Origin of the sequence: Caballeronia sp. INML2 (assembly GCF_023631365.1) — a bacterium.
Classification (GTDB): domain Bacteria; phylum Pseudomonadota; class Gammaproteobacteria; order Burkholderiales; family Burkholderiaceae; genus Caballeronia; species Caballeronia turbans.
In genome coordinates, this window is record NZ_JALQDH010000111.1 from 41,507 (window position 1) to 53,848 (window position 12,342).

13 protein-coding genes and 1 tRNA gene are annotated in these 12,342 nt (G+C 62.5%); 6 read left to right on the forward strand and 8 right to left on the reverse strand.

Annotation, left to right across the window (positions count from 1 at the left end; genetic code table 11):
* Window positions 1-94 precede the first annotated feature (94 nt).
* Together NCT32_RS32685 and NCT32_RS32690 are read right to left on the reverse strand one after the other, a co-directional pair.
* Complete coding sequence (locus NCT32_RS32685) at window positions 95-298, reverse strand: hypothetical protein (protein WP_061118414.1); 204 nt, start codon at window positions 296-298, stop codon at window positions 95-97.
* A 68-nt stretch (window positions 299-366) separates the two neighbouring features.
* Entirely contained in the window at window positions 367-621 is a 255-nt protein-coding gene (locus NCT32_RS32690) for a hypothetical protein (protein WP_061118415.1), read from the reverse strand.
* Window positions 622-786: 165 nt separating this feature from the next.
* Between NCT32_RS32690 and NCT32_RS32695 the strand changes: the two genes are divergently transcribed.
* Both NCT32_RS32695 and NCT32_RS32700 read left to right on the forward strand, forming a co-directional pair.
* Window positions 787-1,824, forward strand: a complete 1,038-nt coding sequence (locus NCT32_RS32695; protein ID WP_061118416.1) for an SDR family oxidoreductase — start codon at window positions 787-789, stop codon at window positions 1,822-1,824.
* A gap of 69 nt (window positions 1,825-1,893) precedes the next feature.
* Complete coding sequence (locus NCT32_RS32700; RefSeq protein ID WP_061118417.1) at window positions 1,894-2,361, forward strand: hypothetical protein; 468 nt, start codon at window positions 1,894-1,896, stop codon at window positions 2,359-2,361.
* A gap of 164 nt (window positions 2,362-2,525) precedes the next feature.
* On the opposite strand, the gene NCT32_RS32705 is transcribed toward NCT32_RS32700, so the two are convergent.
* The 5 genes from NCT32_RS32705 to NCT32_RS32725 form a co-directional block, all read right to left on the reverse strand.
* Window positions 2,526-2,744 (reverse strand): hypothetical protein, encoded by a 219-nt coding sequence (locus tag NCT32_RS32705; RefSeq protein ID WP_250478312.1) that lies wholly within the window; start codon window positions 2,742-2,744, stop codon window positions 2,526-2,528.
* A gap of 194 nt (window positions 2,745-2,938) precedes the next feature.
* Window positions 2,939-3,011 (reverse strand) — tRNA-Lys (locus NCT32_RS32710).
* Window positions 3,012-3,058: 47 nt separating this feature from the next.
* Window positions 3,059-3,622 carry an Hsp20/alpha crystallin family protein gene (locus NCT32_RS32715; RefSeq protein ID WP_061118544.1) on the reverse strand — a complete coding sequence of 188 codons (564 nt, stop codon included), beginning with the start codon at window positions 3,620-3,622 and terminating at the stop codon, window positions 3,059-3,061.
* Window positions 3,623-3,723: 101 nt separating this feature from the next.
* Window positions 3,724-4,131, reverse strand: coding sequence for an Hsp20/alpha crystallin family protein (locus NCT32_RS32720; RefSeq protein WP_061118545.1), 408 nt, complete (start codon window positions 4,129-4,131; stop codon window positions 3,724-3,726).
* A 29-nt stretch (window positions 4,132-4,160) separates the two neighbouring features.
* Complete coding sequence (locus NCT32_RS32725) at window positions 4,161-4,604, reverse strand: Hsp20/alpha crystallin family protein (RefSeq protein ID WP_061118546.1); 444 nt, start codon at window positions 4,602-4,604, stop codon at window positions 4,161-4,163.
* 351 nt (window positions 4,605-4,955) lie between these two features.
* Between NCT32_RS32725 and acnB the strand changes: the two genes are divergently transcribed.
* A complete protein-coding gene (gene acnB, locus NCT32_RS32730; protein ID WP_061118419.1) occupies window positions 4,956-7,541 on the forward strand; it encodes a bifunctional aconitate hydratase 2/2-methylisocitrate dehydratase in 2,586 nt (861 codons plus the stop codon).
* Window positions 7,542-7,687: 146 nt separating this feature from the next.
* Window positions 7,688-8,458, forward strand: a complete 771-nt coding sequence (gene cobF, locus NCT32_RS32735) for a precorrin-6A synthase (deacetylating) (protein ID WP_061118420.1) — start codon at window positions 7,688-7,690, stop codon at window positions 8,456-8,458.
* Between the two features lie 37 nt (window positions 8,459-8,495).
* On the opposite strand, the gene metE is transcribed toward cobF, so the two are convergent.
* The gene (gene metE, locus NCT32_RS32740) at window positions 8,496-10,787 is read right to left on the reverse strand and encodes a 5-methyltetrahydropteroyltriglutamate--homocysteine S-methyltransferase (protein WP_061118421.1); all 2,292 of its coding nucleotides are present in this window, start codon (window positions 10,785-10,787) and stop codon (window positions 8,496-8,498) included.
* Between the two features lie 110 nt (window positions 10,788-10,897).
* On the opposite strand from metE, the gene NCT32_RS32745 reads away from it, so the two are divergent.
* Window positions 10,898-11,806 carry a LysR family transcriptional regulator gene (locus tag NCT32_RS32745; RefSeq protein ID WP_061118422.1) on the forward strand — a complete coding sequence of 303 codons (909 nt, stop codon included), beginning with the start codon at window positions 10,898-10,900 and terminating at the stop codon, window positions 11,804-11,806.
* A gap of 97 nt (window positions 11,807-11,903) precedes the next feature.
* Window positions 11,904-12,329 (forward strand): hypothetical protein, encoded by a 426-nt coding sequence (locus NCT32_RS32750; RefSeq protein ID WP_061118547.1) that lies wholly within the window; start codon window positions 11,904-11,906, stop codon window positions 12,327-12,329.
* The last annotated feature ends 13 nt before the right edge of the window (window positions 12,330-12,342 follow it).

Genomic DNA, 12,342 nt, shown 5'->3' on the forward strand with positions numbered 1-12,342 from the left:
TGGCTAATGGCCGTCGCGGTGCGCTGCGACAGCTTAAGCATTGATTGTGCCGCCGGCTCATCGACCTCGTCGTGTCGTCGAGGCCCGACGAAGGTTACTGATTGGTCGGCTCTCCCGGGTCCTCGACGCCTTTCTCGATGTTGTCTTTCTGATCACCATAATCCTTTCGATTCGCGCCATTGGTGATCTCGACATCGCCCTTTACCTTGCGGTCTTCATTGCCGGTGACGGTTCCGATTACCGTGTCTGTCCACCCTTTGATCTGTTCCTTGATACCTTCCTTTTGATCGCGGTTCATCGTGTGCTCCGTGGTTCGTATGTGAATCGGCGGTGTGTCCTGCGATGTCCGAAGCGCTCGTCGTGAGCCTAGGCTTCATTGTCGGACTTGCCTGGTCTGCCGCTGCGGCTCGCGGGTTCGAGATCCGGATCGACGTGATCGTGTTCGGGTGCGTACGGACCCTCGTCGGGATGTTCCTTGCCCTTCGGCACGAGGCTCGGGTCGATGTTGCCGTGCTCTCGCTGCTCGATAGTGCCGTCGCGTTTCTCTTTTACATCGCCTTCGCCGAGCGTTTTGCGGCGTTCGTCCGCGCGCTCGACGGGATCGGATGGTTCGTTTTGCATCGTCTGCTCCTTTGCGTCGGATGGGATTGCGTCGTACTTCCGAGCAACGGATATGCCCACGTCCCCGGCGTGTTGCAGCGCGGAAGCGGGTTTGTCAGGCGCAGGCAGTCAGGGGGCACACGTCATGCTGAATCAAGGCAATCCTCAACGAAACGCGGGTATGCCATGCGAATCAAACTGAAATCGCTCGACGAGCAGGTCATCGTCATTACAGGCGCGACAAGCGGGATAGGGCTCGTCACCGCGCGCCTTGCCGCTGCACGCGGCGCTCGCCTGATGCTCGTCTCGCGTGATGAGACAGCGCTCACGGAACTCGTTCGAGAGTTGTCGCGGGACGCTCACGACCGCGTCGCGCATGCCGTGGCGGACGTCGGCGACCGGACGCAACTGCAGGCGGCCGCGGATGCCGCGATCCAGCGCTTCGGCGGATTCGACACCTGGATCAACAATGCGGGCGTGTCGATTTACGGACGTTGCGCCGACGTGCCGCTTGACGAGCAACGCAAGCTCTTCGACACCAACTTCTGGGGTGTCGTGAACGGATCGCTGATCGCCGTGCAACATCTGCGTGAGAAAGGCGGGGCGCTCATCAATCTGGGCAGTGAATTGTCGGATGTCGCCGTTCCGCTGCAGGGCGCATATGTGGCCTCGAAGCATGCGGTGAAAGGCTATACCGATGCGCTGCGCATCGAACTCGCCAATGAAGGCGCGCCCGTATCGGTGACGCTCGTCAAGCCCGCTGGCGTCGACACGCTGTTCGTCGAGCACGCCAGGAATCATCTCGACCGGCAGCCCAAACTGCCTCAGCCCGTCTATGCGCCCGATGTCGTCGCGCGAGCGATTCTGCATGCGGCCGTGCATCCGACACGCGACATATATGCAGGCGGCGCATCGCGCGGCATGGCGTGGTTCGGGCGCTCGGCGCCGCGCGTCTACGACGCCATACTGAGCAAGCTCGGCGTGAAGGCACAACTTACCGACGAGCCACGTCGCGACGGCGACGCGCTCGATCGCGGCGGCGCGGATCTGCGCGAACGTTCGGGACGTCATGGCAGGGTGCGCGAACGCAGCTTCTACACCGATGCCTACACGCTCGCCGCAGGTCCGCGCGCGGCGCTCATCGGGATCGCGGGCGTCATGTTGGTCGCGGCAGCGGGGCGCTACGTGCGCGAGGCCAAAGGGCATCGCATATCGGCGTTCTGAAGCGGCGTCGGGAAGGCTGATTCGGCAGCGTCACGGCGCAAAGCCGGTCGAGAGATAGGGAGGCATGGCATGCAAACGCACATCCGGGAATTGCTCATCCGCGCGATAGGTTCCGGCTCCGCTGCCGGGCTGGCGTCGGCAGCGGTCGCGTCCGCCGGCGCGATGCACAAGGGGCACGGGCCGTACGCGGCGATGAACGCCGTCACGCATTGTTTGTGGCGCGACGCATCATGGCGAAGGAGGCCGAGCGCGAAGTACACGGGCCTCGGCGCGGCGATTCATATGGGCAGCGCGGTCTTCTGGGGCGTGCTGTTTGAAGCGCTGTGCGAGCGCGGATACCGGCGATCCGGGGGGACGAGCATCGCGAACGCAGCCGCAACGACTGCGGTCGTGGCCTACGTCGTCGATTATCACGTCGTGCCCAAGCGTCTCACGCCAGGTTTCGAGAGCCACCTGTCGAAGGGCTCGCTGGGGCTGACTTATGTCGCGCTCGGTGCGGGCTTCGCGCTCGCGGCGTTGCTGCGGCAGCGGGCATAGCCTCCCCCTCGACGGATGAGACCGCTGTTCCGGTGGCGCGTTGGGCGTCCATGCCGCATGGTCGTTTGTGCGTCGCTTGTGGCGGGTTTTCGTTGATGCCTCTTGGCGCGCTGGAGATCTGTCCGTTGATCAGCAATCGCTAGACGTGGCCCAGTGTCTAGGCGCTACTGGCTGGCGCCCGAGGGCGTGTCGCTGGCGGCCGTAGCAGGGAAGCTCGCCGCAGCCGGGCCGGATGCACCCGACGCTGGCGCAGCCGCCGCGGTGTCGCTGGCCGCGTTGCCCGTGGTGACGGTCGTGCGGTTGCGGTTGCAGCCCGCCGTGAGACAACTGCACGCCGTCAATGCGATGATCAGCGATATTTTGATGCGGTTGGAAGCCTTCATGGTGCGCTCCTGGTCAGACGGCGGGTGAGAAGCGATGAGCCCTCATTTGAAGGCAGAGAAGCATCATGCGTACCCGGCGCGGCTCATGCGAAGGAATCGACGGCAGGTTTCACGCATGGTCGTGGTCGGCATCGAGCGGGATCACGGGTGCATCGCCGCGGAAGGACGACGCAAACAGCGAAACCCGATCCGAGTGGGCCGTACTGGATTCGAACCAGTGACCAACGGATTAAAAGTCCGCTGCTCTACCATCTGAGCTAACGGCCCGGACGCACTCGACATCGGTCGTCATCCCGCCACTTCGCGCGTTCCGCTCATCCAATATCAATAGTCCGACTCGCGGATCGTGCCGGCTCCGTTTTCGGCACGGTCAGCGTCAGCACACCGTTATCGAATTTGGCCAGAGCGTGGTCAGGGTCGGCGTCTTCCGGCATCGGGATCGTGCGCATAAAGCGTCCATAGGCTCGTTCGAGCCGATAGCAGCCGTCCTCCTCGCTGCGAACGTCCTGCCGTTTCTCACCGCGCAGTACGATCGCTCCGTCCTCGACGCTCACAGTGACGTCATCGCGTTCCATCCCTGGCATTTCAGCGGTGACGCGCAGCACTTTCCCTTCGTCGACCACGTCGATGCGCGGCTGGAAGCGCGACGAACTGAAGTCGCCAAACCATCGCTCGAACGCGCCACGACCTGCGAACGGGTCATGAAGGAACTCCTCCACTGCGCGCCACGGCTCGCGGGAGAACAGCCGCGGAAAGTCAGGCCACGAGGCACGCCACTGTTCGTTTTCCGGCGGGCTTTCCGGGCTCTGCGCCTCGGACTTGTGCACCGCCCCGCGAAGAAACTTGAATGGATTCCACTTTTTTGGATCGGTGTTCATCGTTTCCTCCTTCAGGATGCACGGCAAGCGAGCCGAATCGGAGGGTGGCGGCTGACGCGCCGCCACCGATGATCCCCTTGCCGCTACCCCTGCTTTCGCCTTCAGTCCGTCCGTACCTCGATCCGGCGCGGACGAGCTTCATCCCGTCGCGGGATCGTCAGCTTCAGCACGCCGTCCTTCAGGCTTGCATCGATTTTCGATGCATCCAGGTCGCCGCCAAGAGAGAACGCCCGCGCAAAGTGAGGCTGGCGAACCTCGGCGTGTTGCAGGCGCAGACCCGCGGGCGTGGATACCGCCGCCTCGGCCTCGATGAACAGGTTGCCATCGTGGACCTTCACGTCGAGCCGGTCTTTTGTAACGCCGGGCAGATCGGCCCACAGGGTTACGCCCTGGCTATCCTCGAAGATGTCCACGGGCGGCGTCAGCGTGATCCGGCGTTGCGACGAGTCGTCTTCGCGCCGGGTCATCGCCGTTTCGTCTTTCCGGGTAAGTTCGGTCGTGTCGTTCATGATGTCAGTCCTCAATCCTGCGACAAGTTTCATTGAACAGTGATGGCCCGCGGCTTCGACATCTCTCGCTTGCCGATGCTCACAATCAGACAGCCATTGATGTACTGTGCCGTGACCTTGTCGGGGTCCGCATGGTCCGGCAGTTCAATGACGCGCCGAAAGGCACCGGCGAACCGTTCCTGCGCATACGTTCGCGTGTCGTCGCCGGCTGCTTCCGGTCGCGCAGTCCCGCGCTCGCCGCTGATGCTCAGCAGCCCTTTGTCGATGGATACATCGAAGCTTTTCGGATCGACACCCGGCGCGAACGCGACGATCTCGATGGAATCGTCGGTCGAACCGATGTTGACCTGCGGAAAGGCGCCGGAGCGCCCCGAACGGATGCTGGAAGGGAAACCGCCGAAGGCGTTCGCCATCTGGCGTTGCAGACGGTCGAACTCACTGAAAAGGTCGGTCCCGAAGAAGAGATCGCTCATGGTCATTTCCTCCTTTTAAGCAGCAGGAAACGAACTGGCTTACGCGCTCCAGTCCGTCTGCCGTGCTGCAGGCAAACAAATCGAAACACGCAGCGCGCCGGACTGCCGGCGCGACTGTCCGAGCGAAATTCAAGATAGTTTCGGGAGCGGAAATTTCAAGGGGGCAAGGCGATTTTTTGCACGGAATCAACTGCCGTCCAAAGCCGCTTGCGAACTCTTATATAAGACATAAGACATAAGACGTTTGACGTTGTCCGCGACCTTAAATTAGAATGGCGATGAACGCGGTGCCCGGAACAGCCTCGGTGTGTCTGGAAAGCCTTTCCCTGAAACGCAATACAACGGTCCCCCATGCTTGAAAATTTTCGTGCTCACGTAGCCGCACGCGCAGCGCTCGGCATTCCTCCTCTGCCGCTGACCGCCCAGCAAACCGCCGAACTGGTCGAATTGCTGACGAACCCGCCCGCCGGCGAAGAGCAGATCCTGGTCGATCTGATTACCCACCGCGTGCCCGCCGGCGTGGACGAAGCCGCCCGTGTGAAGGCGGGCTTCCTGGCCGCCGTGGCCAAGGGTCAAACGGCCTGCGCGCTGATCTCGCGCGCCCGCGCCACCGAGCTGCTCGGCACGATGCTGGGCGGCTACAACATCCAGCCGCTGATCGAATTGCTGTCCGATGCCGAAGTGGGCGTCGTGGCCGCCGATGCGCTGAAGAACACCCTGCTGATGTTCGATCAGTTCCATGACGTCAAGGAACTGGCCGACAAGGGCAACGCCAACGCCCGCGCCGTGATTCGAAGCTGGGCCGACGCCGAGTGGTTCACCAGCCGCCCGGAAGTGCCGCAAAGCCTGACCATCACCGTCTTCAAGGTGACGGGCGAAACCAACACCGACGACCTGTCGCCGGCCCCGGATGCGACCACCCGCCCGGACATTCCGATGCACGCGCTGGCCATGCTGAAGAACGCCCGTCCCGGCATCACCCCGGAAGAAGACGGCAAGCGTGGCCCGGTCAAGTTCATCGAGTCACTGAAGGAAAAGGGCCATCTGGTCGCATACGTGGGCGACGTGGTGGGTACCGGCTCCTCGCGCAAGTCGGCCACCAACTCGGTGCTGTGGTTCACCGGTGAAGACATTCCCTTCGTTCCCAACAAGCGCTTTGGCGGCGTGTGTCTGGGCGGCAAGATCGCCCCGATCTTCTACAACACGATGGAAGACGCCGGCGCCCTGCCGATCGAGCTCGACGTGTCGAAGATGGAAATGGGCGACGTGGTCGAACTGCGCCCGTACGAAGGCAAGGCGCTCAAGAACGGCGAAGTGATCGCGGAGTTTCAGGTCAAGTCCGAAGTCCTGTTCGACGAAGTGCGCGCCGGCGGCCGCATTCCTCTGATCATCGGTCGCGGACTGACGGCCAAGGCACGAGAAGCGCTTGGTCTGCCCGCATCGACCCTGTTCCGCCTGCCGCAGCAGCCCGCCGACAGCGGCCGGGGCTTCTCGCTCGCCCAGAAGATGGTCGGCCGCGCCTGCGGCCTGCCGGAAGGCCAGGGCGTCCGGCCGGGCACGTACTGCGAACCGAAGATGACCTCGGTCGGCTCGCAGGACACCACGGGCCCCATGACGCGCGACGAACTCAAGGATCTGGCGTGCCTGGGCTTTTCGGCCGACCTCGTCATGCAGTCCTTCTGCCACACCGCCGCCTATCCGAAGCCGGTGGACGTGAAGACGCACCAGACGCTGCCGAACTTCATCAGCACCCGTGGCGGCATCGCGCTGCGTCCGGGCGACGGCGTGATCCACTCGTGGCTGAACCGCATGCTGCTGCCCGACACCGTGGGCACGGGCGGCGACTCCCACACCCGCTTTCCGATCGGCATCAGCTTCCCCGCCGGTTCGGGCCTGGTCGCCTTTGCGGCCGCCACCGGCACGATGCCGCTCGACATGCCTGAATCGGTGCTCGTCCGCTTCAAGGGCAAGATGCAGCCGGGCGTGACCCTGCGCGACCTCGTCAACGCCATTCCGCTGTACGCCATCAAGCAAGGCATGTTGACGGTTGCGAAGCAGGGCAAGAAGAACATCTTCTCGGGCCGCATCCTCGAAATCGAAGGTCTGCCCGAGCTGAAGGTCGAACAAGCGTTCGAATTGTCGGATGCGTCCGCCGAGCGTTCGGCCGCCGGTTGCACGGTGCACCTGAACAAGGAACCGATCATCGAATATCTCAACAGCAACGTCACGCTGCTGAAGTGGATGATCGCCCAGGGCTACCAGGACCCGCGCAGCCTGCAGCGCCGCATCACCGCGATGGAGCAGTGGCTGGCCGATCCGCAACTGCTTTCGCCGGATGCCGACGCCGAGTACGCAGCCGTCATCGAGATCGATCTGGCCGATATCCATGAGCCGATCGTGGCCTGCCCGAACGATCCGGACGACGTGAAGACGCTGTCGGAAGTCGCCGGCGCCAAGATCGACGAAGTGTTCATCGGTTCGTGCATGACGAACATCGGTCACTTCCGCGCCGCGTCGAAGCTGCTGGAAGGCAAGCGCGACATCCCGGTCAAGCTGTGGGTGGCTCCGCCGACCAAGATGGACCAGAAGCAATTGACCGAGGAAGGCCACTACGGTGTTTTCGGCACCGCCGGTGCGCGTACCGAAATGCCGGGCTGCTCGCTGTGCATGGGCAACCAGGCACAGGTGCGCGAAGGCGCGACGGTCATGTCGACCTCCACCCGTAACTTCCCGAATCGTCTGGGCAAGAACACGAACGTGTACCTCGGCTCGGCGGAACTTGCGGCGATCTGCTCGCGCCTGGGCAAGATCCCGACCAGGGACGAGTACATGGCCGACATGGGCGTGCTCAGCGCGGACGGCGACAAAATCTACAAGTACATGAACTTCGATCAGATCGAGGACTTCAAGGAAGTGGCCGACACCGTGAACGTGTAAGTGTTCTTTTCATAGCGCCACGCAACGGCGCCGCGGGCTGAAGCCTGCGGCGCCGTTTTTCTTTTCGGGACGAGGAGATTGACGCGCCTCGCATCACATGAGTACCGTTGGAGTTCTTGCGGATACACGGCAACCTGGAGCAATCAGTGAAGAAAATCCTCATCATCGGAATTGGCGCAGGCGATCCGGAATACGTCACCGTTCAGGCGATCAATGCGATGAACCGGGCCGACGTGTTCTTCGTGATGGACAAGGGCGTATCGAAGGCGAAGCTCGTCCAGGTGCGCAAGGAAATCATCGAGCGATACGTCAAGGAGCGGGACTATCGCATCGTCGAGGCAACGAGCCCCGAGCGTCAGCGGGACGTCGCGAGCTATGTCGATGCAGTCGAAACGCTGAATCACGAGAAGCAGGTCGTGTTCGAGTGCCTGATCGAGGAAGAACTGCGTGACGGCGAATGCGGCGCATTTCTCGTCTGGGGCGACCCGTCGCTCTACGACAGCACGATGCGCATCGTCGAAGCCATCGCCGGCAGCGGACGGCATCGGTTCGAGTATGAGGTCATTCCGGGCATCAGCAGCGTTCAGGCGCTCGCGGCGAAACATCGTGTCGCGCTCAACACGATCGGGCGCGCAGTCGAGATCACGAACGGCAGAGGCATCGCCGAAGGTTTTCCTAAGAATGTCGATAGCGTCGTCGTGATGCTCGACGCGCAGAATGCGTTTCGACAGGTCGCGGATGAGGATCTCGATATATTCTGGGGCGCCTACGTGGGCACCGATGACGAGATTCTCATAGCGGGCCGGCTGCGCGAAGTGATGGACGACATCGAACGCGTGCGCGCCGAGGCACGCGCACGCAACGGCTGGATCATGGACACGTATCTCCTCAAGCGACGAACGCAGCCGAAAAACTGAGCGAAAACGGCAGTGAAGTTCGCTCCGCGTCGGACGATCAGGCGCCCTGCCGCAGGCTTCGTGCGGCCGCGACCATGTTCTTCAGCGCGGGAATGACTTCATCCCACTGACGCGTCTTCAGGCCGCAATCGGGATTCACCCACAAGCGCTCGGCGGGGATGCGCTCCGCCGCCTTCTTCATCAGATCGACGATGTGCGTCTCGCTCGGGATGTTCGGCGAATGAATGTCGTACACGCCCGGCCCGATCTGGTTCGGATATTCGAAGTCATTGAACGCGTCGAGCAGTTCCATGTCGGAGCGCGATGTTTCGATGGTGATGACATCGGCATCCATCTCCGCGATCGACGCGATGATGTCGTTGAACTCCGAATAGCACATGTGCGTGTGGATCTGCGTCTCGTCGCGCACGCCGTTGGCCGTGATACGAAACGACTCGACCGCCCAGCGCAAGTACTCGTTCCACTGCGAGCGGCGCAGCGGCAGGCCTTCGCGCAGCGCGGCCTCGTCGATCTGGATGACGCGCACGCCAGCCTTCTCGAGATCGAGCACCTCCTCGCGAATCGCGAGCGCGAGTTGCTGACACGACACCGAGCGCGGTTGATCGTCGCGCACGAAGGACCAGTTTAGGATCGTCACCGGACCGGTGAGCATGCCCTTCATCGGCTTGTTCGTCTGCGATGCGGCGTACCCGATCCACTCGACGGTCATCGCCTTCGGTCGGCTGATGTCGCCGACGAGAATCGGCGGCTTCACGCAGCGCGAGCCATACGATTGCACCCAGCCGAACTGGCTGAACCCGTAGCCATCGAGCTGCTCGCCGAAGTATTCGACCATGTCGTTGCGTTCGGCTTCGCCGTGCACGAGCACATCGAGACCGAGCGCTTCCTGTTCCTTCACGGCGCGCGTGATCTCACGCTCCATCGCGGCCTGGTAGCCGGCGTGATCGAGTGCTCCCGCCTTGAACCGGCTGCGCGCGCGGCGGATCTCGCCCGTCTGCGGAAACGAGCCGATGGTCGTCGTGGGAAAGGCGGGCAGGCCGAGGATGGCTGCCTGCTTCTTCGCGCGCTGCTCGTAGGCGCTCTGACGCTTGCCGAGGGCTGCGTCGATCTTCGCGATCGCGGCCTTGACCGCGGGATTATTCACGCGCGGCGACTTTCGACGGCGCTCGATCGCGGCGGCGTTCGCCGCGAGCGCATCGGCGACCGAGTCGCGGCCGTGGTTCAGCGCGCGGGCCAGCACGTTCAACTCATCGAGCTTTTGCAGCGCGAAGGCGAGCCATGATCTGATGTCGGCGTCGAGCGTGACTTCGCTGTTCAGATCGACCGGCACATGCAGCAGGGAGCACGACGGCGCGATCCAGAGGCGTTCACCGAGTTGCCGATGCAAAGGCTCCAGCCAATCGAGCGTCGCATCGAGGTCGCTCTTCCAGATGTTGCGGCCGTTGATCGCGCCAATGGACACGATCGCGGTCTCGGGCAGGTGCCTCACGACTTCATCGATCTCATCGCGCGCGTTGATCGCATCGATATGCACGCCGTCGACCGGCAGCTTGCATGCGAGCGGGAGGTTGTCCTGCAATTGCCCGAAGTACGTTGCGAGCAACAGACGCACACGTCGCGCCGACAGCGCATCGTAGGCGGTGACGAACGCGTCGCGCCATTTCGCATCCAGTTCGGTGACGAGCGCCGGTTCGTCGATCTGCACCCAGTCGACGCCTTGCGCCGCGAAGTGATCGAGCAGCGCGGCATATACCGGCAGAATACGCGGCAGCAGCGCGAGCTTGTCGCTTTCATCCTTCGCCTTGCCGAGCCACAGATACGTCACCGGGCCGATGATGACGGGCTTCGGATTCACGCCCTGAGCGCTCGCTTCGCCGAGTTGCTCGATGAGGCGCGACGCGTCGAGCCGGAACTGCGTGTCCGCTTCGAACTCCGGCACGATGTAGTGATAGTTCGTGTCGAACCACTTGGTCATCTCGCCAGCCGCGACGCCGCCGCAACATGCGGCGTGGTCTTGCGCGTCCTGCGCCGACCGGCCGCGCGCGACGCGGAACGCGTTGTCCAGCGCATCGCCGTGAAAACCACGCACGCGCGCCGGCAGGTTGCCGAGCGTGAAGCTCATATCGAGCACCTGGTCATAGAACGCAAAGTCGCCGACGGGCACATGGTTCAGATGCGCCTGGTCCTTCCAGTGGCGCGCGCGGAGCCCGGCGCCTTCGGCCTTCAGCGCATCCCGCGACGATTCGCCTTTCCAGTATTTTTCGAGTGCGAACTTCAGTTCACGCTTCGCGCCAATGCGCGGGAATCCCAGGTTATGTGTCGTGACCATCGTGCGATGTCGTCCGTAAAGAATAGATCGTTGCCGATGATAGAATTTTTGACGTATGAATAAAAATGGATTGTTTTCATACTTCGATTAACTTTCTTCATGGAGCGGCGATGCTGGAACGCAGCCATCTGATGGTCGTGCGGGAAGTCGAGAAGCAGGGCTCGCTGACCGCCGCAGCCGACGTGCTGAATCTCACGCAGTCCGCTTTGAGTCACACGGTCAAGAAGCTGGAGCAGCAACTGGGCACGCCGGTCTGGACGCGCGAGGGCCGCAGCATGCGGCTCACGCAGGCGGGGCATTATCTGCTGGGCCTTGCCAACCGCATGTTGCCGCAGTTCGAGCAGGCCGAAGTGCGCATGAAGCAGTATGCGCAGGGCGAGCGCGGCACGTTGCGCATCGGGATGGAATGTCATCCGTGTTATCAGTGGCTGCTGAAGGTCGTGTCGCCTTATCTCGCCCGCTGGCCCGATGTCGATGTGGACGTGAAGCAGCGGTTTCAGTTCGGCGGCATCGGCGCGCTTTTCGCCTTCGACATCGACGTGCTCGTCACGCCCGACCCGCTCAGGAAGGACGGATTGAAATTCTCACCCGTATTCGATTATGAGCAGGTGCTGGTCGTGGCCGAAAACCATGCGCTGGCTTGTGCGGACTATGTCATGCCTGAGCAGCTTGCGTCCGACGTGCTCATCACCTATCCGGTCGAAACGGATCGGCTGGACATCTACACGCGGTTTCTGACGCCGGCGAATGTGGTGCCGAGACGTCACAAGGTGATCGAAACCACGGACATCATGATGCAGATGGTGGCAAGCGGGCGGGGCGTGGCGGCGTTGCCGCGCTGGCTCGCCGAAGAATATGCGGACCGCATGCCGATCACGCCGGTCAAGCTCGGCAAGAAGGGCATCGCGAAAAAGATCTACCTCGGCGTGCGCGAGGCCGATCGGTCTATCGACTATCTGGCGGCATTCATCGCGTTGGCGCGCGAGGCGGATTGGGCGCAGTCGCGCGTCCGCGCGTGACGGTGAGCCCGAAGGTACGAGCAAATAACAGTTGACCGCACCCGTTAACCAGCCTATAACCATCCATATGGATGGCAAAAGGAAGGAAATCACGGATATGGCGAAACAGGAAGGTTTTGACGCCGGACGCTCCCGAGGCGGCGAAACGGAAAAAATTACGATCAACCTAGGTCCTGTCGACCTGGGTCAGATCGACCTGCTCGTGGAAGAAGGCTTTTATTCGAACCGGACGGATCTGATCCGAACGGCGATCCGTAACCAGTTATCGGTTCACGCGCTGGTCGTCAAGGAAACGGTGACGCGACGCGAACTGGTGCTGGGCCTCCAGTACTTCTCCCGGCGGGATCTCGAAGCGGTGCGCGCGGCGAACGAGCGGCTCAATATCCAGGTTCTCGGATTGGCCAGCATCGCCAACGACGTATCGCCCGAACTCGCCCTCGCAACGATCGACTCGATTCTGGTGCGCGGTGCATTGCATGCATCGGCGGCTGTCAAGGCCGCGCTGGCGGATCGAATCCGCTAATGCCCGCATCGAA

Excerpts from the sequence above, each read along its gene's own strand:
- NCT32_RS32685 (WP_061118414.1), bottom strand. The coding sequence starts at position 298 with ATGAACCGCGATCAAAAGGAAGGTATCAAGGAACAGATCAAAGGGTGG.
- NCT32_RS32690 (WP_061118415.1), bottom strand. The coding sequence starts at position 621 with ATGCAAAACGAACCATCCGATCCCGTCGAGCGCGCGGACGAACGCCGC.
- NCT32_RS32695 (WP_061118416.1), top strand. The coding sequence starts at position 787 with ATGCGAATCAAACTGAAATCGCTCGACGAGCAGGTCATCGTCATTACA.
- NCT32_RS32700 (WP_061118417.1), top strand. The coding sequence starts at position 1,894 with ATGCAAACGCACATCCGGGAATTGCTCATCCGCGCGATAGGTTCCGGC.
- NCT32_RS32705 (WP_250478312.1), bottom strand. The coding sequence starts at position 2,744 with ATGAAGGCTTCCAACCGCATCAAAATATCGCTGATCATCGCATTGACG.
- NCT32_RS32715 (WP_061118544.1), bottom strand. The coding sequence starts at position 3,622 with ATGAACACCGATCCAAAAAAGTGGAATCCATTCAAGTTTCTTCGCGGG.
- NCT32_RS32720 (WP_061118545.1), bottom strand. The coding sequence starts at position 4,131 with ATGAACGACACGACCGAACTTACCCGGAAAGACGAAACGGCGATGACC.
- NCT32_RS32725 (WP_061118546.1), bottom strand. The coding sequence starts at position 4,604 with ATGAGCGATCTCTTCTTCGGGACCGACCTTTTCAGTGAGTTCGACCGT.
- acnB (WP_061118419.1), top strand. The coding sequence starts at position 4,956 with ATGCTTGAAAATTTTCGTGCTCACGTAGCCGCACGCGCAGCGCTCGGC.
- metE (WP_061118421.1), bottom strand. The coding sequence starts at position 10,787 with ATGGTCACGACACATAACCTGGGATTCCCGCGCATTGGCGCGAAGCGT.
- NCT32_RS32745 (WP_061118422.1), top strand. The coding sequence starts at position 10,898 with ATGCTGGAACGCAGCCATCTGATGGTCGTGCGGGAAGTCGAGAAGCAG.
- NCT32_RS32750 (WP_061118547.1), top strand. The coding sequence starts at position 11,904 with ATGGCGAAACAGGAAGGTTTTGACGCCGGACGCTCCCGAGGCGGCGAA.